20 protein-coding genes are annotated in these 22,960 nt (G+C 47.3%); 16 read left to right on the plus strand and 4 right to left on the minus strand.

The window, feature by feature from the left end:
• The first annotated feature begins 85 nt into the window (after positions 1-85).
• Both H6G45_RS15185 and H6G45_RS15190 read left to right on the plus strand, forming a co-directional pair.
• Entirely contained in the window at positions 86-4,879 is a 4,794-nt protein-coding gene (locus tag H6G45_RS15185) for a twitch domain-containing radical SAM protein (protein ID WP_199309800.1), read from the plus strand.
• Between the two features lie 520 nt (positions 4,880-5,399).
• A complete protein-coding gene (locus H6G45_RS15190; protein ID WP_242018190.1) occupies positions 5,400-6,575 on the plus strand; it encodes a twitch domain-containing radical SAM protein in 1,176 nt (391 codons plus the stop codon).
• Between the two features lie 109 nt (positions 6,576-6,684).
• Here H6G45_RS15190 and H6G45_RS15195 read toward each other — a convergent pair whose 3' ends face one another.
• Positions 6,685-7,731, minus strand: coding sequence for a WD40 repeat domain-containing protein (locus H6G45_RS15195; RefSeq protein ID WP_190599241.1), 1,047 nt, complete (start codon positions 7,729-7,731; stop codon positions 6,685-6,687).
• Between the two features lie 398 nt (positions 7,732-8,129).
• Between H6G45_RS15195 and H6G45_RS15200 the strand changes: the two genes are divergently transcribed.
• Positions 8,130-10,427 carry a hypothetical protein gene (locus H6G45_RS15200; RefSeq protein WP_190599242.1) on the plus strand — a complete coding sequence of 766 codons (2,298 nt, stop codon included), beginning with the start codon at positions 8,130-8,132 and terminating at the stop codon, positions 10,425-10,427.
• Between the two features lie 162 nt (positions 10,428-10,589).
• Positions 10,590-11,000: a hypothetical protein gene (locus tag H6G45_RS15205; RefSeq protein ID WP_190599243.1), complete on the plus strand. Its 411-nt coding sequence runs from the start codon at positions 10,590-10,592 to the stop codon at positions 10,998-11,000.
• On the opposite strand, the gene larB is transcribed toward H6G45_RS15205, so the two are convergent.
• Together larB and H6G45_RS15215 are read right to left on the minus strand one after the other, a co-directional pair.
• Positions 10,968-11,765, minus strand: coding sequence for a nickel pincer cofactor biosynthesis protein LarB (gene larB, locus H6G45_RS15210; RefSeq protein ID WP_190599244.1), 798 nt, complete (start codon positions 11,763-11,765; stop codon positions 10,968-10,970). The genes H6G45_RS15205 and larB overlap by 33 nt on opposite strands.
• A gap of 51 nt (positions 11,766-11,816) precedes the next feature.
• Positions 11,817-12,482: a M23 family metallopeptidase gene (locus tag H6G45_RS15215; RefSeq protein WP_190599245.1), complete on the minus strand. Its 666-nt coding sequence runs from the start codon at positions 12,480-12,482 to the stop codon at positions 11,817-11,819.
• A gap of 351 nt (positions 12,483-12,833) precedes the next feature.
• Between H6G45_RS15215 and H6G45_RS15220 the strand changes: the two genes are divergently transcribed.
• From H6G45_RS15220 to pgeF, 4 genes are all read left to right on the plus strand, one after another.
• Positions 12,834-13,493, plus strand: a complete 660-nt coding sequence (locus tag H6G45_RS15220) for a TIGR00266 family protein (protein WP_190599246.1) — start codon at positions 12,834-12,836, stop codon at positions 13,491-13,493.
• A gap of 19 nt (positions 13,494-13,512) precedes the next feature.
• Positions 13,513-14,193 (plus strand): TIGR00266 family protein, encoded by a 681-nt coding sequence (locus tag H6G45_RS15225; protein WP_190599247.1) that lies wholly within the window; start codon positions 13,513-13,515, stop codon positions 14,191-14,193.
• A gap of 63 nt (positions 14,194-14,256) precedes the next feature.
• On the plus strand, positions 14,257-15,111 hold the full coding sequence (locus H6G45_RS15230) for a TIGR00266 family protein (protein ID WP_190599248.1): 855 nt from the start codon (positions 14,257-14,259) through the stop codon (positions 15,109-15,111).
• Between the two features lie 176 nt (positions 15,112-15,287).
• Positions 15,288-16,082, plus strand: coding sequence for a peptidoglycan editing factor PgeF (gene pgeF / locus H6G45_RS15235; RefSeq protein WP_190599249.1), 795 nt, complete (start codon positions 15,288-15,290; stop codon positions 16,080-16,082).
• A 185-nt stretch (positions 16,083-16,267) separates the two neighbouring features.
• Here the strand turns inward: pgeF and H6G45_RS15240 are convergent, their stop codons facing one another.
• The gene (locus H6G45_RS15240) at positions 16,268-16,537 is read right to left on the minus strand and encodes an extracellular matrix/biofilm biosynthesis regulator RemA family protein (protein ID WP_010874197.1); all 270 of its coding nucleotides are present in this window, start codon (positions 16,535-16,537) and stop codon (positions 16,268-16,270) included.
• Positions 16,538-16,841: 304 nt separating this feature from the next.
• Here H6G45_RS15240 and H6G45_RS15245 point away from each other — a divergent pair, with 304 nt between their 5' ends.
• The 8 genes from H6G45_RS15245 (at position 16,842) to H6G45_RS15280 (ending at position 22,888) form a co-directional block, all read left to right on the plus strand.
• Positions 16,842-18,281, plus strand: coding sequence for a cyclic nucleotide-binding domain-containing protein (locus tag H6G45_RS15245; protein WP_190599250.1), 1,440 nt, complete (start codon positions 16,842-16,844; stop codon positions 18,279-18,281).
• Positions 18,282-18,333: 52 nt separating this feature from the next.
• Entirely contained in the window at positions 18,334-18,648 is a 315-nt protein-coding gene (locus H6G45_RS15250; RefSeq protein WP_190599251.1) for a hypothetical protein, read from the plus strand.
• A 33-nt stretch (positions 18,649-18,681) separates the two neighbouring features.
• Positions 18,682-19,173 (plus strand): SMC-Scp complex subunit ScpB, encoded by a 492-nt coding sequence (scpB, locus tag H6G45_RS15255; protein ID WP_190599252.1) that lies wholly within the window; start codon positions 18,682-18,684, stop codon positions 19,171-19,173.
• 266 nt (positions 19,174-19,439) lie between these two features.
• Positions 19,440-21,128: a DUF3352 domain-containing protein gene (locus tag H6G45_RS15260; RefSeq protein WP_190599253.1), complete on the plus strand. Its 1,689-nt coding sequence runs from the start codon at positions 19,440-19,442 to the stop codon at positions 21,126-21,128.
• Between the two features lie 167 nt (positions 21,129-21,295).
• A complete protein-coding gene (locus H6G45_RS15265; protein WP_228016890.1) occupies positions 21,296-22,024 on the plus strand; it encodes a hypothetical protein in 729 nt (242 codons plus the stop codon).
• Positions 22,025-22,238: 214 nt separating this feature from the next.
• Entirely contained in the window at positions 22,239-22,445 is a 207-nt protein-coding gene (locus H6G45_RS15270) for an ATP-binding cassette domain-containing protein (RefSeq protein WP_347338277.1), read from the plus strand.
• Position 22,446: 1 nt separating this feature from the next.
• The gene (locus H6G45_RS15275) at positions 22,447-22,734 is read left to right on the plus strand and encodes a BrnT family toxin (RefSeq protein ID WP_190599256.1); all 288 of its coding nucleotides are present in this window, start codon (positions 22,447-22,449) and stop codon (positions 22,732-22,734) included.
• Positions 22,712-22,888, plus strand: coding sequence for a hypothetical protein (locus tag H6G45_RS15280; RefSeq protein ID WP_190599257.1), 177 nt, complete (start codon positions 22,712-22,714; stop codon positions 22,886-22,888). Before H6G45_RS15275 ends, H6G45_RS15280 begins: the two co-directional genes overlap by 23 nt.
• Positions 22,889-22,960: the final 72 nt, after the last annotated feature.

The raw sequence follows: 22,960 nt of genomic DNA on the forward strand, positions 1-22,960 counted from the left end.
GCTCATGGTCGGTAAAGTGGCAGTCTGATTCGCCGTTGGATGGGGGGCTTATTTTGTCAAAGTCATTCCCCATATTTACTCGGCAATGAAATTCATTATTCTCTGCTATCCTCGTACCGGCTCTACTCTACTCATCACGGCCCTTGGCACTCACCCTAATATCTGTCAGGGTATGGATATTTTTAATCCCGAACAGGAAGGGGACGATCCCTGGGTGCATTGGCGTCGGCAAACCCTAGAGAATCTTTACGGCCATCAAGATAGCTATTTAAATGATCAAAAAAAATTAGATGGCGATTGCCTCGACCTCAGCCTTTTGGCCCAGACTTTCTTTAAAGATTTCGATGGCACCAAATTAATGTATGACCATTTGGGGCACAATTCTTCAGTTTGGGATTATCTCCGCTCAAAACAAGATCTACGGGTCATTGTCTTGACTAGAAATATTGTTGAAGCAGCTATCAGTTTTCGGGTAGCAATGACAACTAATATTTGGTTTTCTCCCAATGTCCACTCCCCAATTTGGTATGTTCCCGGTTCCTATAATCCTCCCCCTTCTCCCAGTTTGACCTACGAAACTTGGTATTTTGATTGGTTTTATCAATACTACTGCTCTGGTCAGAATTACTTTACGGGACTTTTTGCCCAAGAAGCACAACTCTGGGTTGATTACACCGATTTAGTAACTAATTGGGATGCGACACTAACTAAAATTCAAGCCCATCTCGGAGTGGATCCTATTGTCATTCCCAAAATGTTTGAAAAAAGAACCCAAGGCAATCTAACAACCCTAGTGGAAAATCACGAACAAATACTTAAACATTACCAAGATCATCCTATCTTAGCTTCCCACTTTCAAAGTGCTTTCCAAATTCAGGATTTTAATTCGAGCCAGAATTTAACACCAGACTCCCCCCGCTCCTTAACTAGAAATCAAGCTAACCCTGTCGCGTTAGATTTTTCGAAAACTTTTTGTATTTTGCCCTTTTATCAAACTGTGATTGATAACAAAGGCAAAATAAAGTTATGCAGTCAAACTTTGGCTCTAGATTTAGAATCGGAAGGAGAAATTCTTTCCCTCGAAAATATGAATCTGGATAAAGCGTGGAATTCTGCCTACTTCCGGAAACTACGCCATACACTAGTGACTGGAGAAAAGGCTGCTTCTTGTCAAAAATGTTACCAAAAAGAACAGGACGGCGGGACGAGTTTACGCCAGGTTTGCAATGCTCACTTCCCGACTAGAACGATTCCCCAAACTAGGGAAGAATTGGAAGCTGAAATAGGGAATATTATCACAAATGAACAAGGACAAGCGCCATTTCCTTCCGCTTTGCATCTCTGGTTGGGTAATACCTGTAATCTCAAGTGTCGTATGTGTTCCCAACAATATAGCTCCAGCATTGCCCAGGATCCGGTTCATTCCCGCTGGTATGGAGGCAACTCCCAAGGAGAAAACTCAGTGGCTTGGTCTGGACAAGAAGCAACCGTTTTTGAACAAGTTCTTGCCCATCCCGAAAACCTACGCTTTATTAACTTTTCAGGAGGAGAGCCATTAATTAATCCCTCCTTTATCCCTATTTTGGAATGGCTGATTAAACAAGATGCTGCTTCCCATATTTCCCTTTATATCAACACCAACGGAACTAAATATAGTCAGAAAATATCCCGGTTATTACAACAGTTTCAAGATGTGGAATTAGCCGTTAGCGTTGATGGGTTTGAATCTGTACAAAATTATATTCGTTACCCTTGTCGTTGGGAAAAAATTTGCTTTAATATTTTAGCTTTTAAACAGGATAATTTACGGGTTTCTATTCGACCAACAATTCAAGCTTATAATATTTTTAGTCTGCTTGATTTAGTCCGCTGGTGCGATGATAAAAAACTCTCATTTTATTTGGATCATATTCTAACGGAACCTCGTTTTCTTTCCCTAGATATGCTTCCCCAGGGAGTTATCAATGAAGCTTTAGAGGAATGGGAAGGCTATTTAAATAAGCAATGCGCTCCGGCCAATCTCTGGCACGTAGAAACTCTCATTGCCGCCCTTAATCGCCCTCGTCCAAGCCAAGAACAATTACAGATTTTACAAAATAGTTTTAGCCGTTTCACGAAAGAAATAGATCAATCTCGTCAGCAATCCCTAGCTGTGGCTTGTCCAAGACTATATCAATCTCTGGTTGCTTACGGAGTCAATTTCACTTTTTTACCCGCTCTAGACCAATCTAAAACTATGGCTCAACCCCTTACTCAAGCCTTGGCCACTGTTACTTCCTGTGAAGTTAATAATCAACATGGAAGCGGTTCTCTAATCGCACGCTTATTGACTGATGCACAACAAATTATATCTTTGCGCTCCCTGAACTTGTATGGCGGTATTCAGGAATTTGGAGATTTAGATTTTTGCGTTAATGTCAGGGACTTATCCCGAGAGGAAGCCTTAAATATGGTTGCTCAAAAAATTTCTGGACATTGGGTAAAGCAAATTTACTGTGTTCCTTATTTTTCTGAAGATATTATTTTGGCCCTCAGTCTTCAGAAAATTTGTGGAGCTCCAATGGCGATTCATTTGATGGAGGATCGCAACATCAATTTTAATGATATTGGGGACGACTTAATGACCGAATTTCTGTCTCAAGCAAGTCTCCGTCTAGTAACCCATCCAGAAATCCGAGAAGCCTATGAAAATAAGTATGGCTTGAAATTTTGGCTACTACCTTCGGTTGTCAGTCCAGCATTGATGGCTGATCCCCCAGTTCTCCCCAAAGATGCCATTCTTTATCCCAACTCCGTTGGCGCTTTAATCGGTGCTCTAGAACCTACAGAATTAATAGAATCGCTAAAAATAACCCTGACTACCGCTGGCATTAGTCTGGATTGGTACAATGGAGCTTCTGGGATTCCGGAAGAAGATCCCTTCACTGATCTGCAAACACATCCTGAATGGGTTCAGCAATGGGGTTTGCATCCTCGGGGGATTTTGGCCGAATCAGAACTGGTGGAAAATCTGAGGAGCTACCCCTATTTGGTTATTCCGGTGGGGATTAGGACTGTCGGATCTTCAGATCAAAATCCCCGCCTTTGGCGAGTTCTATTGGCGGTGGCAGCTGTTCATCGCCCAGTGATTGTTCTGGGCAACCCCGATTCTAGCTGTGCCCACTTCATAAAAAAATTTCAACTAGGTTTGGTCTGTAACTACGACGGGGAAGAACTCAAACAGGCAGTGGAGAAGCTCTGTCAACCAGAAATTCGTGATTTTATTTTTCATCAAAGTAGAGAACTTGCTCCCCAGTTGACATCCGATGGTCTTTCCCTTTGGTTAAAGCAATCCCTGGCGATCGGGAAACCGAAGGATTTTCGCTTTGAAAAACTTTTGGCTTATTCTCCAGGAGAAGGTTATCAATTTTCGCCGCCATCTCCCCCTGTTCTATCACCGGAAGAGGTCTATCGGGATTTCCCCCATACCATTGTCCACGCCTATGAGGGTCATATTGTGGGAGCCAATCATGTGGACTACGTTGATATGATGTCGGCCTGGGGTTCCAATATTTTAGGTTACGGCCATCCGAGGGTGGCGCAGGCCATATCGGAACAGTCTGCCAAATATGCGAATACAGGATGGGTAGGGCCAGAATGGTATCAGTTAGAATCCTTGTTATTGCGTCTAGTTCCAGGTGTTGAGGCTATTCATCTGGTTAAAAATGGTTCTGATGCCACGGCCGCAGCGGTACGCTTAGCCCGTCACATTACCAAAAGGGACATTGTTCTCCATCGAGGTTACCATGGCGTCCAGGATTGGTATATGGCATCTCTTTGTTGTCCTGGGGTACCAGAAAGCCAAAGAGCTCAGATTGTTACACTAGACACCCTCGACGTCCAGACTGTGGCAGCAATTTTAAAAGCCCATCCCCAGCAAGTGGCCTGTTTGATCATTGATCCTATGGTCTGGCCCATTCCTGACCGAGAAACCCTGACAGTAATCCACACCCTATTGCAAGAAGCAGGAACACTGCTAATTTTTGATGAGGTCGTTTCTGGATTTCGAATTGCCCCCGGGGGAGCTCAGGAATTTTGGCAAATCCAAGCGGATTTAGTCTGTTACGGCAAGTGCCTTGCTAACGGTCTGCCTTTAGCAATTCTAGCAGGTGGTAAATCCCTGATGGCAAAGGCATCTGAAATTAATTACGGTCTGACTTTTGGTCTAGAGGCAGTATCCATTGTGGCGGCAGTGGCCACTATTAGTGAAATTGTAGAACGAGAAATTTGCTCTGAGCTGGCTGAGAAGGGGCGATTTTTGAAACACTCCTATGATCAACTTTGTCAAAACTATGGCATAGAGTCGGCATTAGTGGGCCATGATTGCCGCCCTGAGCTTTGGTTCTCACCCACCTGTTCCCTAAGTCCAGACTTTTGCAAAAATCTTTTGATCCGCGAACTAAGTACTCAAGGAGTATGCACCTACGGAATTTTTAATCTTTGCTATGCCCACACTCAAAAGGACTTAGATCAAGTAGTCATTGGCCTACAGAAGGGTTTGGAAATTCTTGCTTCCTTATGGCAGGCACCCCAAAATTGGGATCGAAAGCGAACAGAAATTTTGGGGCAGAAGGTTGAGACGCTCCAAGACCAATTAAAACAATCCGAGCAAACTATTAAAGCTCTCAATGAGCAGTGGAAAAATTCCCAATATACTTTGCACAAAACCCTAACAGAGAAACAGGAATTGGCCCGAGAGTTAGACAGTCAATTTCAACAAGCTCTTCAAAATTTGACTGAGGCCAGAGCGGAAATTGAAGCTATGCAAACCAGCAAATTTTGGCGTCTTCGAACCCAATGGTTTCGGCTAAAACGAAAACTAGGGCTCCCGATTACCTGACGCTACTTTATTTTCAATGCTTTCATCTACATTTTGCGTATTGCCATTTACTCAAGCCATGTTGCTCAACGATGGCCGGGCTCGCTTGTGTTGTCGTAGCTACCAGGATCTTCAAGTTCAGGGAAACTCCTTGTCGATCCATCATCACACTCTGGAGGAAATTTGGAACTCTCCTATCTATCGAGAGATTCGAGACCAGATGCTGGCGGGACAAATTGTGCCTGCTTGCCGACTATGCGACACCGTTGAGGAGGAGGGCGGTACTAGTCTGCGTCAGTTAATGAATGATTCTTTACATCTGCAATCTTTAGGGTTAGCTAATCAGGATGACCTGTTAGCAATGGTCAAAACTATGGCTAGTTCCGATAATCGAATATTGCCTCCAAGGGCTTTACACCTCTGGCTAGGGAATCGATGCAATCTAAAATGTCGGATGTGTTCTCCCCACTTTAGTTCCCAAATTGCCCTTGATCCTGTTCATCACCAATGGTCTGGTGGACTGGCCCAGTCTGAGCAGTTGTTGCCTCATTATCGCAGAGGTGTTTACTACTGGGGTTGGGGAGACTGTCAACTAAAGGGAAGTCAATGGACGAGAAAACTTGCGAGTGGCACCGCTGGAATAAGTTTTCCAGATCAAGGAGGGGCTACGATTGGTTTAAATCTTCAGGGCTGGAATTATGGGCAGGAAACTCTCACTTTATCGTTGCAAAATAAGTCTGGTGATTTGTCTGAAAGAGCCTTGCCTTCTGGGCCCTGGCAAGTCCACTGGAATTTGGAGCCAAAGCTCAACAAGGACAATGTTGAATTAGTTCTATCCCTAAGGGAAGAGGGTTGTTGGGTGGAGGTTGATAATCTGACAATCACTCGGCAAAGCTATGGTCAAAACGGAGAATATGAGCCATTTTGCAGTCTGCTCCCTTACCCGAATTCCTGGAGCAGCAACGAAGAAGTTTTAGAAGAGCTCTTTCGCTCTCCTCAAGAGTTAAGACTTTTGCAATTTTCCGGCGGAGAACCATTATTACAGCATCGTTTTTATGAAGTTTTAGAAAGATTAATTGAAGGAGGTCATGCTTCTCAAATTGAACTATATATTTCGACCAATGGCATGGTTTATGCTAAGAAGCTTCCGACAATGTTAAAAGAATTTAGGGTTGTGGAATTAGCTTTTAGTCTTGATGGTTACGGAGCATTGCAAGAATATATTCGTTATCCTTCCCAGTGGAAGTTGGTTGAGAAGAACATAATCGCCTATTATCGAGCAGGTATAAGGGTCTCCATCCGTGTTACCCCTCAAGCTTACAATATTTTTGGATTACTAGATTTAGCTGATTGGTGCCAAAGAAATCAATTTCCTTTTTATTGTGAAAATATACTTTGGTCACCACAGTTTTTATCCCTAGACATGTTGCCACAGGTGGTAGTTAATGAAGCTTTAAAAAATTTATTAAACTACAAGCAGAACAATGGCATGAATAGAGCTTTAATTCAACAAATTGAGGCCGTAATTTTAGTTCTCAAACGTCCCCGATCACCCCTTGAGCAATTAACAGAACTCCAGAGTCAATTCATAGATTTTACTAAGGCGTTGGATAGTTCTCGCTCCCAGCAGTTGGCCGTGGCTTGCCCTCGTCTATACGACCAACTGCCCTATTTTGCCAACTCCCCCCACCCTACCGTTAATTGCCCTGTTATATAGCCTCATGACCCTCGATTCCGCTTGGCAACATTGGCGGGGTCGGGGGGCGGCTGGAAAGGCCGGGTTTATCCCCAGGGGTCTTAATTATTTTTCAATTTCAACCTCTAAGTTAGCGGGCAAGGGTGCTCAGGTCCCAGATTTTCACGGTTTTATCCTCCGCACCACTGTAGAGAGTATTGCCGTCGGGACTAAAAGCCAGGGAAAGAACCCAGCCTTGGTGTCCCCTCAGGGTCGTAACCTGTTTGCCGTTGACTAAATCGAAGATCATGATAGTTCCTTCCTTATTGGCAGTGGCTACCCAGCGATTATTGGGGGAAACGGCGATGGTATTGATTTCTAAGCTGGGGCCTTTGACGGTGAATAACTCTTTGGCATCGGCTAAGTTCCAGGCTTTGACAAAATTCCGCACTGCCCCCACCAGTTTTCTCCCATCGGGGGTCACAGCTAAACCGTTAATGAAGCCAGGCTGCTTGGGAGAGGTGCCCAATAATTGGAAAGTGTTGGCATCCCAAAACTTAATGGTGCGGTCCTGGCCGATCGCCCCGGTGATGAATTGACCGCCGTCGGGGGTGAAAACAACACTAGTGGTGGGGCCGAGGTTATCCGCTAGGGTTTGTACCAGATTGCCCGATTCCCGCTCCCAAATGCGAATGGTACGATCGCCACCGCTAACGCTCACAACGGTTTCCCCATCGGGGCTAAAGGCCACACCACTGACCTTCTCTGTATGCCCGGCCAGGGATTTCACCCTCATGCCGTCCCGCACCCGGCGTATATCAACATTATTGTCAGCGGCGATCGCCAACCATTGGCCGTCGGCACTGACAGCCAAATCAGCAAAATTATTGACCGGACTCCTTTGGCTATAAACTACCTCTTGGTTAGCTAAATTGATCAGGGTGATTTGGTTGTCGGCCGTAGCCACGGCTAAGTATTCACCGTCGGGGGTAACATTGAGAGCGGTAATGATTCCTTGAAAACCGCTGAGATTCTCCACTGTTACCGATGGACTGGCCCCAGTTTGAGCCACCACATAGGGGTTAGGGACGCTACCGTTGGCGCGGGCACTCTCGCCTGGATAAACTAAACAGGCAACAGTCAAAAAAAATGTAACGGGGCCAAAAAGTTTTTTCAATCGGGGGAAATAGTTATCCATCTTAAAAAATAGTTAAATTACTAAAATCTGTGTTTACTTAATTATAGTAGGCGTTACTTCGAGATCTTTTATAAGCATTTAGTCCGCCTTTTCAACCGACCCACTGGAGCTCCAGTAACAGCGAGGAATTTTTGTTAATCTTCTCTCTTAATAAGATGCCTAGGGACAATTAATTCTCATTTTTTGCATTTTAGAATAGACTTTCAGACAATTTATATTAAAATTATCATGCTGAAAAATGCTACTAAAAGACATAAAACTGGTCACATTCGCACTAGCCATATTTGACCACAAAACCGATAAACAGTTTGTCATTAGTTGACAAATTATCTTACATTTAGTTAATTTATTTAGACTATTTTTAATTCCTTTCGATTTATCTTGGATCATTAAAATATATGAAGGTGTTTCGCTGGCTACTTTATTTCGCTACGCTTAGTTTGCCGGGAATAATTCCCTGCTCTGTTTTAGCTAATGAAATTCTCGATTTTGCCAACTTTACCCCTGCTACGGCGGAATTAAATGATGCCTTACTATTAGAAAATTCAATTCAATTAGAGCCCTTTATAGTAGAAAATCTTGCTGATTTGAGCACTGTTGAATTAAACCAGGAACCAGGGCAAACCTCTCTCGATTCCAAAGATAACCTGAATGCCAGTGCCTCAATTGCCGAAGATTTAAAAAGCCAGCCGTCACAATTAAAACAGCCTACAGCCCAAGCGTTAATCGAGTCTACAAAGAAGGAAGAACAAACTCTTTTACCAGCAATAAATCCAGAAAATAGCTTCTATCCGGAGGGCATTACCCAACAGTTGACTGACAGAGAGAATAGTGAACAGCCCAGCCCTAGCCCAACAGCCAGCACTGACCAAAATAGCGGTTGGCAAATTTTTATTACCCCCGGTGCAGTCCTGCCTATTAACGCCTATGGATCAGCCAGAATTAGGGGAGTTCAGGGTGATTATCACCTTACCACTGCGGACATATTGGAGAGATTAACAGTTTATGCTGGGGGCAGAGTCGAAGCTTGGCACGGTAATTGGGGCATCATTTTAGATGGGTTTTATTACAATTTAAAAGGAGCATCCACCGGTCAGCGGGACAATTTTCCCGGTTTAGCATCTTTTAGCCCAATCAATTATTTACTCAACACAGATATAAATAATCGTTTGAATGGAATTAGTGGTATTCTTGCCGATCAGTCGGTCATTTTGCAGCAAAAGAAAAGTGATATTAACCAAAGTCTCACCCAAATTCAATCTGAGTTTGAACAGGTGCGTAATGCGGCTCCCGATCGCCAAGAGTTGATGGCGGCGATCGCCTCAGCTTCGGCCAAAATTGAAACGCTGCAAGCCCTAGGTAATGCTGTTGACCGACAGGCCATCGGAGCCTGGGCGGAAAAAATTAATGAACTGAAAAAAATGGTGGAGGAGGGGAATCTTGGTGAGCGGGAAATCGAACAAAAGTTAACCCAACTCCAGACCGCCTTGGGCACCATCCAGGGTTTTCGGGACAGTGCCATCGGTTCCATTGATCGCCTAGAGGACCGGGTGCAACAACGGGTGACGGAAATCCAAACCTTTGCTTCCCAGTTGCAAAACCTGCGGGAAGAGACTAGACAATTGCTGGCCACATTACCCCTAGAAGAAATTGACCGCCGGGATTTGGCCAAAATTGCCCTGGGGGGACTGGATAAAATAAAACAAATTGAGGGCGATCGGGACCGTTCCACTTTGGAAAATATTATTGACCGGGTCGAAACAGCCCAGGATAAGTTGGAGGCGGTGCGTACCCTACAGACGGAAATTCAAAGCCGCATTGCTAATCTGCGTTCCAGGGAAGATCTCGGAGCATTGCAGAAAAAATTGGCGGAAACCAGGGAGAGGGTGGGTCAAGTGCGGGAGGCGATCGCCAATCTCGAGGAAATTAAGGATTCCCACCTAGGGGAAATTATCCAAACCCTCCAAGACAGTAATGCCAAGGAAAACCTAGTGCAACTACAAACCGCATTGACTACCCTGCAATCGCTCAAAAATAATGCAAATTTTGCTGATATATTACAAGATTTAGCCGAATTAGACCAAATTTTAGCCAACGAAGAGGAGGTAATTGCCGCCATTCAGGCTGAACTTTACGGGGCAGGGCAACGGGATTTAAGCATTGATACCAACACTGATTTATCCGTTAGCGAAACCACTGTTGATCTAGCCATTAGCTACCATTTTGGCAACGCCCGTCCCGTCTACGGTTCAGGGTCCCAAAACCGAAGTTATCCCCAGTGGTGGTTTGAACCCTACATCGGAGCCAGGTTAATCAATCTCAGCCTCGCCTTGGACCAGACCACTAACTACAACTACAACAGTTCTCTAATTTCCCTGGGGGGACAATTCCAAATTAATGAAACCGCTAGCCGTACCTGGATTAATCCCTTGGTGGGGGGAAAATTGGGGGTGCAGTTAACGGATACCTTGGCCCTTTGGCTCCGGGGGGATGTGTCCGGCTTTGACCTATCGGGGGAGGCGGATTGGAACTGGAAAGCTATTTTAGGACTAGATTACTATTTAAGGGAAAACGTGGCTATCCAGTTGGGCTACCAATTTTATAGTTTGAAATACGGGCAGGGTAATGGCAACAATGGTTTTGACTTTTCCCTGAATTTAAATGGGCCCTATGTGGGTTTGACCTTGCGGCTTTAGACGTTGTGGAGTCCGTTGATTTTTCCCAGGAAGTTTATCCCGAAAACGGAGCTTTCTGTCCGACGAAATCCCCTTGAACGCCGTTGTAATTCCCCCCGGATATGGCCACTGGTACCATGGCAGGGAAGGGTTTAGTCCCAAGCATTTTAATCTATCGAACTAATGAAACCTGAATTTGCCACAGTCCAGGCCTGGGAACAGGCGGATTGCCTCATGCAACCAGCCCTGATCCGCACCATTGACCATCTGCGGCAAGGCTTGGAAAGCTGTCCCTGGCGTAGTCGCTACGAAGAGGTGGAGGAACCCATACCGGGGCATCGGTTAATTCTGGAAAATGAGGGGCAAACCTATGGGGTCAACATTTGGGATTTATGTTTTCAGGTGTGTTTTGCCAATTACCAGCCCCAGCCCTTTGGGGATCAGCTGCCGGACGAGGATGAAGTTTTCACGGCGGAAATAGACCAACAATTGTTCAATGACCAAGGGGAGGTGGATTGGACTAAATTGGACGACAAAGCTCGCCATTGCGTCACAACCCTCCTAGCGGCCCTGCCCACCGTGGGGCAAAGCTGATTTTAGGCGATCGCCGGTGCGGAGGATTTGTCCGGCCAACATGGCCGCCCCAAAGCCGTTATCAATGTTGACCACCCCTACCCCCACCGCACAGGAATTGAGCATGGTTAACAGGGGAGCCACGCCGCCAAAACTAGTGCCATAGCCGACGCTGGTGGGTACTCCAATCACAGGGCAGTCCACTAACCCCGCCACTACACTGGGCAAGGCCCCCTCCATACCTGCCACCACAATCAACACATCCATGGACTGAATTAAGGCCCGATGGCTTAATAACCGGTGCAGGCCTGCCACCCCCACATCCCAGAGTTTTTCCACTTTGAAACCGCACAGACTCGCTGTAGTGGCCGCTTCCTCTGCCACAGGTAAGTCTGCGGTGCCCGCACTGAGTATCCCAATGGTGCCGGGATGCTTAACCTGTAAAGGGGTTTGCAGTAATGCGCAGATTTTGGCCTGGGCGTAGTAGTGCAACAGGGGAATGCGCTCTCCTAAAATATCCGCCACCGCCGGCTCCACCCTAGTCACCATCACCACCGGATTGTGCACCGCTAAGGCTTGGACAATTTGCTCAACTTGTTCTGGAGTTTTACCGGGGCCCCACACCACCTCCGGAAAGCCCGTCCGCAGTTGCCGTTGGTGGTCCACTTTGGCAAAATCATCGATCGCCTGGAAGCTGAGATGTTTAAGCTGCTCAAAACCCTCTTGGCTACTGGTGTGGCCGCTGGCGATCGCCGCGAGTAATTGTTGGAGGGAGTCTGGGGTCATCGGTGCAGAAAACTGAAAAACAGGGCCATTGACCATTCTGGCCTATTTGGGCTAGATTGCCCCGCCGTACATGGCCTGTAGCACTAGGGCCGGATCTACTAAAACTCCGTTATGGCGCAGTTCCCAGTGCAGATGGGGTCCCGTCGTGCGGCCCGTCATCCCCACCCGACCAATGCGCATTCCTGCTACCACCTGTTGCCCCTGTTGAAGCACAATGCCCCCCTGGCGATCGACCAAATACCTTTGGCCTTGGTGGACCTCCACCCGTCCCATTAAATGACAGTAAGTATGCTGCCAAGCACCGGATTGAATGCGTACCATAGTTCCACAACCGGTATGGTCCGACATTTCCACCACTGTGCCATGCCACCAATTGCGAATATAACTTCCCAGGGGAGCGGCCAAGTCCAAACCATTGTGGAAAGTGCTAGCTCCAGCAGTGGGGGCCCGGCGGGGACCAAACCCAGAAGTATATTGCTGAAAATTTTCCACTGGAAAAGAAGCGTACTGCCAGGGATTACTGGAACTGGTCGCCACCGGAGCATATTGGGCAGTGGCCTGGTTATTGGGAGCCAAACCAATGGTTAAGGCGCTACTGGCTAGGATCAAAGCGAGGAGAACTATGAACGGCCGTCGCCGACGTTTTTTGCCCAAGGATTTGGGTAAATTTCCATTTAACCAATGCTTTTGACGACAAGTCCCCCAGAAAGAATTCATGGCACAATCCTCACACGTTTCACACTGCTCCCTAGTGTATGCCCAGAATTGTCCCCTGGCGACGGTCAACCTATCTCTGGAGACATAGCCGGGTATGTTCAAAAAGCCCGAAAATGATCATTAATGCTTCCACCGCCCCTGATGGGGAAGCATTTGGCAAAAGTCTCTTCAGTAAATGGAGGATTGCAACGAGATTTTTCTGTGGAGAATTGCACTTTTACAGCGCGCCCCTAGGCTACTGACTTTAAGTTTTAAGCCCCGTCAAATTAGTCTTGGTTTGGTATAGATTGAGGCTAATTGGTTCAAAATGGAATCAATGTTGCTCCGTTGTTGTTCTTCCCCTGCTGAGCCGTGCTCTACAAAATTCGCCACTATCCCAACTCGGTGTTGGCCGTTACCCTCAAACCCAAGGAACGGCTCTACATTAACCCCGGTTCCCTAATTAGCATGGATGGGGGACTGATAATTAGCCGGCTGTGTGGAGGAGGCTGGCTGAGGGCCCTGGCTAGGTTTTTATTGGGCAAGGAAAACTTAATGGTCAACGCCATCCATAACCCCACCGATCAACCGTTGAGTTTTACCTTAGGCAAAGCCCTACCAGGAAATTTGACTCGCTTAGAATTACCCAAAAATGGCATATTCATCAACCCTGGAGTGCATGTTGCCCATACCAGCGGTGTCAATATGGGGATGCATTGGCTTGGTTTCTCCAGTTGGTGGGCGGGGCAGGGTTTATTCGGTTTGAAACTCCAGGGCAAGGGCCGCGTCTTCCTTGGTAGTTACGGCACCCTCAACCAGTTATCCTGCCCCCAGAGTTTTGTGGTGGAACATTCCCATTTACTGGCGTTTCAACCCAAGCTTAAGCTCAAAGTTAATTTCCCCAGGGGAATTATCGGTGATCTGCAGTCCGGTCGGGGGCTGAGTTCCCGTTTACAGGGCACCGGCAATATCTATTGGCAATCCCGCAGTTTAAGTAGTTTAGGTCGTTTTATCCGGCTACGACTGCGCTGATTTTTCCCCAGCCTGCCCTATGAAAATTAAACTTCTCAATTCCCCCCAAACGGCGATCGCCAGGGTAATCCTGGAGGCCAACGAAGAATTAGCGGCCCAGAATGGCTCTTTAATTGCCATGAGTCAAGATATCTCGGTGCAAAGTTCCGTGCGGCGCACCAGCGATGGGGGAGGGAAACAGACCAGCCGGGGCAATCAAATTAAAACCATGTTTTTAAACAATTATCAAGCCGGCGAAAATGGCGGCGAAATTTACTTAGCCCCTGCGCTGGTGGGCAACCTGGGGCACTATCAACTGGGGGGCAGGAAATTAATTGTGCGCCAGAGCTCCTACCTGGCATCCGATGGTAAGGTGGACATTTTCATGGGCTACAAATCCGCCGCCAAAAAAGAACCCTATTCCTGGCTAAGTTTGGTGGGCGTTGGAGATGTGTTAATCAGTTCCTTTGGGGCCATGTATTCCCTGGAAGTGAATGGCAAACAAATTGTCAACTCTGACCATGTGGTGGCCTTTGATAATAGCCTCAAAATCAAGCAATATCAGGAGTTGCGTCCATGGCCCAAACGTCTAGTGCCCAAGCAAGAAATTCTCTATGAATTTAGTGGCACAGGTACAATTTTTTGCCAAACCCATGGTCCCCGCAGTTTTGCCCAGGAAGTGGGTCACCAGCTCAAACCAGAAAACTTCAAACTGCGCTAAATCAGTAAAATCACAAGTCGGAACCACTAATGCCATTGCCCTGTAACTAAAACCTGTCCCGCCATGATGGAAGAAGAATCCCTAGAAAAGCTCGAACAAAGTCTGGAACAGATTGATCCTGAAGAGGATTTGGAAGAGGATTACACCCAGCATCTCTTTGCCCATCCCCGGGAAGCAGGGGCGGACAGTCAAGGGCGTCCCATGGATGATGAATTTAATCTTCCCTACAGTATTAATGGCCATGCCCTGTACGCTACCCTGGAGCTGACTATAAAGCCCGGTCAAATTGTCTTTGTCGATGCCAACGTAGTCACCACCATGGACCGTTATATTCTCTTCGTTAACAAATTACGGGGGGGACTACTGGATATTCTACGCAAAGCTCTCGGTACAGACGCCCTATTTCTCAATCAATTTACGGCGGAACAAAACGTTGGTCACCTCCAATTAGCACCGGCTTTACCAGGGGATATTTGTCATCACTTTTTAACCATAGAAAAGGGTATTTATCTACGGGCGGATAACTTCCTTGCCTGCCAACCCACGGTGAAAATTGACACTAATTTCGCCAGTATGAAGCATTTTTATAACGATAGTGAGAGTTTTTTGTTGCGTTTAGTCGGACAGGGGGATTTGTGGTTTAGCCTCTACGGTGGTTTGGTGGAGATTTCCATCGATGGCAACCTGGCCTATAACCCTGATTATATTGTTGCATTTGAAGATACCCTGGATTACGAAATGACCAAACAGGAAGGGCTAGCTACCGATCGCCTACGAGGGGATGTGTGGGGCGGTAAGGGTCGACTGTGCCGCTTCACCGGCCAGGGGAAAATTTGGCTCCAGGCCCGCCAGGCCAATAGCTTTTTGAACTATATCCAATCAATTCTGCTCAATTTACGTTTCCCCCGACTCAATTAGGGGGATCAACGGATTTACGGAAAACTTAGGCCATGCTAGGATGACCAGGTGAAATTAGGTTATGGGCACTAAGAATAGGCTTTTGAGCCAACAAATTAGGGCGGAAACCTCCACCACTTCCGATCCGCCGTCGAAATTAAAACCACTCAAACATCACAACTTTTTTGGCTAGACCGATGACAATGGGGGACAATCTCTGGGGATGGCAAAACATCAAGGGTTCACCCTATCTCACCTGTGCTTTGTTGGCTCCTTGGTCCCATGGCTTTTTCACTAGGGCCTTCTATCCCCAGCTACCCGAAGTACTAATCAATTATCTTGACTCCCAAGGAAAAGCGTTGCGAGTCAAACAAGTGCATGGGGACGTGGCCCTAACGGCAACGGAAATTAGTCAAACACCCCCCGCCCCTGATAGTGTTCATCCTCCGGCCGATGGCGTGATTAGTGACGCTCCCCACCAGGGGGTCTGGGTGGCCAGTGCGGACTGTACTCCAGTGTTGATCGGTGATTTGACTAGCAAACGGGTGGCGGCGGTTCATGCTGGCTGGCGGGGCACCAAAGCCAGAATTGTGCCCAAAACCATCGACAAATTTCTCGCCCTAGGTAGTGATTTAAGGGATTTACGCATTGCCCTCGGCCCGGCGATCGCCGGAGAGGTCTACCAAGTGGACCCCTGGGTGGCCTTGGAGGTAGGTCAGAGTGTGCCTGCGGTGCAAAGATTAACCACAGAAGCACAGCAATGGGATTATTTATCCACCATGGCCAATCCGCCGGTATTGCCCGATGGACAACCAGAAAAATGTCGCCTCGATGTGCGCCGTATTAATGAGTTGCAACTGTTGGATTTAGGTTTGTCCCCAGAACAAATTGCGGTGGCCCCCCACTGCACCTTCCAAATGGAAGAACTTTTTTTCTCCTATCGCCGTACCCACACCAAAGAAGTGCAATGGTCGGGCATTGTCAGCCGCTGACGTGGAGACAAAATAGCGTTGACTAACACCCAATCTCAATTTCCTTTTTTGCCAGGGCTTGGAGGGGATATTCGTCAAGCTAGGATCGATAAATATTTCGATCCCCTTTCCGATAGAATCACCCCCTTTTAAACGGAGTTGGGGGGCTGGTCAAAATTGCCGCAGGAGTTCGGCAAATCAGCGGGTTACTTTTTCGCGTTTTCTTTAAAATCCTTATCCACCACAAAACGGTTAGCCACAGTTTCTGGTTGAATAGCCGAGAGAATTACTTGATTAGAGTCCATAATGATCACAGCCCTAGTGCGCCGGCCGTAGGTGGCATCAATTAACTGACTACGTTCTTTGGCATCGCTGATAATCCTTTTAATGGGGGCCGATTCCGGGCTGACAATGGCAACAACCCGATTGCCAGAAACGATATTGCCAAAGCCAATGTTGATGAGTTGAATTTCCATAGAGTAGGGTGGATGGGAAAGGAGAGGAGAAAGGGAGATGATCGCTTAGGTATTTATTAGAAGCAATGGTTAGCCTTCAAGAGGAAATAGCTGTTAGTTCCGTAATTTAGCTAACTAAGTTAAATTATGGCGAATTTCAGCCCATGCCTTCCTTTACTTTCGACTTTCAGGTCTTTTTCCGCGTCTATCCAGAGATAGATTAATCGGGGAAACTAGGTCTAACCAGCGGATTTGTCGTCAATTTGCCAAATATTTATGGCTGTCCCCACGGGAACTTGCCTTTGTCAACTTTCATGGAATTTTCATGCCCTTTGTTGCCATTGCTTTCTCCAAAATTTTTGATACCCTCGACGCCACCACTCTGAATTTTGGGCGCACCCAACTTTCCCTGTTGGACTTGTTCCAGTTAGTCCTATCGGCCCTGGCCATATTCGTTTTAACCCACTACCTCAACCGGGTTCTGCGGGGCATTATTCTGCGGCGTTTTATCTATGAGCAAGGCATCCGCTACATTGTGGCCAATCTGTTGAGCTATGGCATGGGGTCTTTTTTGTTCATTGCCATGCTCCAAACTAGTGGCGTTAACCTATCTTCCCTCACGGTGGTGGGGGGCACCCTGGGGCTGGGGATTGGTTTAGGCCTGCAAAATGTCACCCGTAATTTTGTCAGTGGGGTAACCCTGCTAGTAGAACAGAAGGTGAAAATTGGTGATTACATCCGCTTTCAAAACATCCAGGGTTATGTGCGGGAAGTCTCCACCAGGGCGGTGGTGGTGGGGCTCAAGGATGGTTCCAAGGTGATTTTGCCCAGTAGCCTACTGATCGAAAATCAGGTGATTAACTATCACTACGAAACGGAAACGGTGCGTTTGACCGTATCTGTGGGGGTAGCCTACGGCACGGAGCCGGTATTGGTGACAGAAACCCTGTTGATGTGTGCCTATAGCCAAGCCTGCGTGGTCAAAACTCCCCCAGCCCAGGTTATTTTCCAGAATTTTGGCGATAATGCCTTGGAATTTGAGCTCTGGGTTTGGATTGAGGAAAGATACATGGGCCAGCACCCGGAAATTCTCAGTGCCCTGCGCTACACCATCTGTTTTTACTTTAAGCGTAATGGCATTGGCATTCCCTGGCCCCAACGGGAACTGTGGCTAAAAAATCCCGAGGCGATCGCCAAATATCTGCGGCCAGATTTAGATTTACCAATTCCGTCTGACCAGGGGAAACAAGAGCCAATAATTTCCCTCAGTCAAGTCTTAAAATCCAGCGATTACTTTGGTAGTTTAAACGAGTTGGAAATTCGCCAGTTGGTGGAAATTGGGCAGTTGCAATCCCTCAAACCAGAGGAAGTGCTCTTTCGGGAACAGGAGCCCGCCGACGGTTTTTACATTGTCATTTCCGGGCTGGTGGAAGTGTACACCGACAAGTTAGGCCGGGTGCTGGCCAGCTTGGGCCCCGGTAGTTTCTTTGGTGAGTTAGCCTTGATGTTGGGTATTCCTCGCACCGCCTCGGTCAAAGCCAAGGAAAAATGCCTCTTGTTTGTGGTGCGGTTTCCCCAGTTTGAACAGTTACTACAAACTAACCCTGATTTCCGTGAAGCCATTATCAATGCTTTGGGGGAACACCAAGGGGAGTTAATGCGCCGCAAAGAAGAACTGGCCACCAAGGGCCTCCTTGCTTTGGAGGAAGAAGATAGTAATATTATGAACTGGGTGCGTAAGCGTCTCCAGCGGCTATTTGGTTAGGGGCTTGATGGCCACGGATGGACGAGTTTTCCCAACTATTTCTGAGGTTATTATGGGCAATCGATCTCACTTTGGAATATTAAGGTGCCTCGGTTTAACCGTTGTCGCTCCCCTTGTCCTTAGTCCCACTTTTTCAGCCATGGCCGCGGAACCAACCCAAGCTCAGATACAAACGGCGGCCAGACTAATCTGCCAAGCTCTCAGTGAAGGGAAATCCCCCGATGTGGCTAGGGATGCTGCTAGGGCCTATTTGATTACGGAAGTGGGTAGTAGAGATTTGTTGAATGCCGACAATGTGCGCCAAAAGTTGCGCCCCGAAGTGATCAAGCAATGTCCTGGCCAAGCCATGAAACTCATTGGCCGCTGATGTTCTCTTCCCCCAAATACTTCTCCTTGTCCAATGCGCCTTGCCACCACCATTGAAGCGATCCTTTATCTCCAGGCTAAACCGGTGGCGATCGCCGATTTGGTCAGCATCAGTGGCCAGGAAAGGCCTTTAGTGGAGGATGCTCTGATGGAGTTGATGGAGGACTATGCCCACCGGGACAGTGCCCTGGAAATTGTCGAAACAAACCAGGGTTACAGCCTACAACTGCGGGCCGCCTTTCAACATTTGATCCAAGATTTTGTCCCCGCCGACCTCAGCACCGCTAGCCTCCGTACCCTGGCGGCGATCGCCATGAAATCCCCCCTACTGCAAACAGAATTGATTGAACTACGGGGCAGTGGGGCCTACCAACAGGTGCAGGAATTGGTGGAAGCGGGTTTTGTCCGTAAAAGAAAGCAAACGGAAGGACGATCCTATTGGTTGGAGATCACCGACAAATTTCACCAATACTTTGAAATTGATCGTTTACCGGCGGATTTTGCCGAAAAAAAACAAAATAAGTAAAAAAGTGAATATTCCATATCCAAAAACCAGTGTTGTGCCTGATCCTGATCGAACGATCCCGTAGTTGCCAATGGAGACCCCTGCGGCAGAAACTCTGGCAGGAAGCCATAAACAGGAAGCCAACTTTGCTGAACCGGCTTCGGAGAGGTTTTTACAACCGGTTTTATTTAGCGATTTTTCCCGCCCAAACAGCTAAAAAGATCGGGCAAGGCCGCCGACAGCCCCGATAATGGGAAGGAATTGTCGCAAGAGGGTATCAGTCCGTTGTGAAACCCCGTTCTTTTTTCGTTCTACTGGCCGCCGTTGCAATCTTCTTATTGACTTTAGCCGGCTGGGGCACTGCCCTGGTGCTCGGCCATAGCCCCCTTAATTTGACCCAGGGAGGGGTGAACCGTGGCCCCATGGCCCCAGGGTTAATTCCTGGCCAATCACCAATTATGGTGTCTTTGCTGGTCAATCCCGATCGCCTGGAGGCCTTTACCCAATTGGCTGTTAATCCTGGGCGGCGGCGTCGATCCCATCGGGAGTTGGCGGATTTGGAGCAGAGTTTGCTGGCTAAAACGGGACTGGATTATCGCAAAGAAGTGAAGCCCTGGTTGGGGGAGGAAGTTACCCTGGCGGTGACGGATTTAGATTACGACCACAATGGGGCCAATGGGGCTCAACCAGGGTATCTATTGGTGGTTCACAGCCAAGATCCAGAACTGAGTCGGGAATTTTTGCAACTGTCCTACGCCACTGCGGCGATCGCCGGAGATACGGATCTGGTGTTTGACCGTTACCAGGGAGTCAAGATTACCTATAAACACCCCGTTAGCCCGGTGCCCAACGGCAATTTACTGGCCAGTGCGGTGGTGGGAGACTATGTCCTCTTTGCCAATCATCCCCAGGTTTTACGCCAGGCATTGAATAGCTTGCAGGCCCCTTCCCTCAGCTTGGCCCAAACCGAAACTTACCAACAGGCCCTAGCTAGTTTGAACGAACCAAAGTTGGGCATAGTTTATGCTAATTTTCCCGCTCTTTCTGCTTGGCTTGGCCAACGACCGGCCATAGAGAAAAATTCTGACCAAACGGCGATCGAGCAAACCCTAACGGTGGCCTTGTCTCTCCAAGCCCAGGGATTGGTGGCCCACAGTGCTTTAACGGGGGTACCAAGGGGGGGAGCGGAGCCGGAAACAGCTAAGGAATCTTCCATCACGACTGATTTAGTTAATCTTCCCCCCAGCAGTAGCTTAGTCATTAATGGGCAAAACCTAGCTCAACAATGGCAACAGTTGGCCACTGGCTTAGCCCCCCATAGTCCCCTCCAACAGGCATTGAGCAAGTTAGTTAATGATTGGCAACAGCCCCTAGGTTTGGATTTAACCACTGATATTTTTCCTTGGGTGCAGAGCGATTATCAATTAATCTTTTTGCCCAAAACTAATCCCAGCCAAAGTGATTGGGTCTTTGCCGCCCGGGACAGAGATGCCGCCGCCACTGACTTAGCTTTAGAACACTTAGATCAATTGGCGATCGCCGCTGGTTACCAATTATCAACTTTGGATCTACAGGGACAACGGATATTGGCTTGGACTAGTCTCCAAACCCTAGCCAAGCGGAATATTACCAGCCTACAAACTCAGGTTAGGGGCGTCCATTGCCGAGTCGGCGATCGGGTGATTTTGGCTAGTTCCCTCGAAGCCTTGTCCCAAGTGTTAGACCAAACCAGTCCTTCCTTGGCCGATCAACCGGAATTTCAACAGGCATTGTCCACTCTGCCCGATGACAGTTACGTTTACCTCGATTGGCAAAGGGGAGAACCATTTTTTAGCCAACAATTGCCGGTGCTGAGGGTATTAGAGTTGTCCCTCAAACCCCTGTTTAAAAATTTACGATCCCTGACCATTAATCAAGAGCCTGGCTCCACCTCCATTAGTAACAGCACTATTTATCTCAATTTGGGAGTTGATTAGGCTGAAACACTGGTTAAAGTCCCTCGGTTTCTCTAAGCTCGACTTTATCCATGGGGAAAGAAATGGGTGGAAGATCGGATTAAATAATGAATCGAGGCGTGAAAGCAATGATACCACAGACATTTTTACCTCTGATTTTTGCTTTCCGATGCTTGTTCTCTGGGCAAGTGTGGTCCTCAGCCGTAGTCTTACTGATAGAAGCTATCCTTGCCCCAGAAAAGCGGACGGTGACATCAATTTTGTGGGTGATGGGTTTGGCACAAGACAAACAATTTCAACGCTATCATCGGGTCTTAAATCGTGCCATCTGGTCCAGTCACCAAGCCAGTCTTAAGTCTATTCTTGACGACCTAGATACTTGCTGGGAGACTGCAATACTAGCTGATTGGTATGGTCAGTCTGATTACCCCCTCGAATTCACCTCCAACACCGCTGTCTGGTACAAAACGGGCATGCCCCCTGTTCCCATTCACTGGGTATTAGTCCGGGCTCCTCAAGGACAATATCAATCTCAAGCTCTACTCTGCACTGATTTAGACATAACCCCTTTAGAAATTCTCCAATGGTTTCGACAACGCTGGCAGGTGGAAGTTACTTTTGAGGAGGCTCGGGCACATCTTGGCATTCAAACTCAGAGGCAGTGGTCCGATAAAGTCATACTCTGCACCACTCCGGCTCTGTTAGCGTTGTTTGACCTTGTGACCGTCTTTGCTCACCACTCTCAGTCAGACTCTCCCTGGATTTTTCCTCAAGCCGCCTGGTACTCCAAGCAGTACCCTACTTTTGTCGATGCTCTGGCCTTGGTTCGGCGACAGTTGTGGCGATTTCAGACTTTTCCCACATCCCCCCGAAACACCCATGTAGTAAAAATTTCCACCCAATTGTTTGATACTTAGATTCATCTATTTTGCTATGCTCTCTGAATGGATAAAGTCGAGCTTAGTTGATGATGTTTTTGTTATTTTATTTAAATACAAATAGGCGAGTCGCATCTGAGAATTTTATTGGACGGGGTTGGAGTAACGGTTTGTTAAGGCCGATCGCCGTTGGAGTTTTGTTGAGTAAGCTAATGGGTATCGGTTTTCGACTGAGATTTTTATGTCGGACTTGATGCTCTGGGTGGCAAATTTGGACAGAAAGTACATAGTCACTCACCAGTCAGGGGGGATTAGTCATGTGGCATTACGGGATATCTCGTTTGAGCTGAAGCGCGGGGAATGCGTTGGCATTATTGGCCGCAGTGGGGCGGGGAAATCGACGTTGTTGAAAATCCTGAGCCGGATTACGGAGCCGACGAAGAGACAGATGGTGGGTTAAAATGAATTTGCAATTTGAATGGGATTTTCAGAAGGCTGAACTTAACACTCGTAAACATGAGGTTAGTTTTGAGGACGTAAAGACGGTATTTTATGATCTCCTAGCTTATATTTTTAACGACGAATGGCATTCTACCGACGAGCAGCGGGAGATTATTATTGGCCACAATAGCCGGGGCTATCTTCTCGTAGTTAGTTTTACAGAACGTAACCGGATAATCCGAATTGTCAGTGCCCGTCTTGCTACCAATAAGGAGAGAAAAGATTATGAGCAGTATCAAAGATCTTAAAACAGTACTAGAACAAGATGAACTACTTTCTGAGTATAATTTCAACTACAGTAAAGCACATCCTAATCGCTTCGCAACTGAAAAATCACAGGAGTTAATAACTGTAGTTTTAGGGGAGCATCCCACTTTTGCCCTGAGTATAAATGCTTGGTGATGTGAGTAGAGAAAATTGCTGTAAAAATAAGAAAAACAGGAAAAATCTATGACTCCAGAAGAAATTCAGCAG

Source organism: Synechocystis sp. FACHB-383 (assembly GCF_014698605.1).
Lineage (GTDB): Bacteria > Cyanobacteriota > Cyanobacteriia > Cyanobacteriales > Microcystaceae > Synechocystis > Synechocystis salina.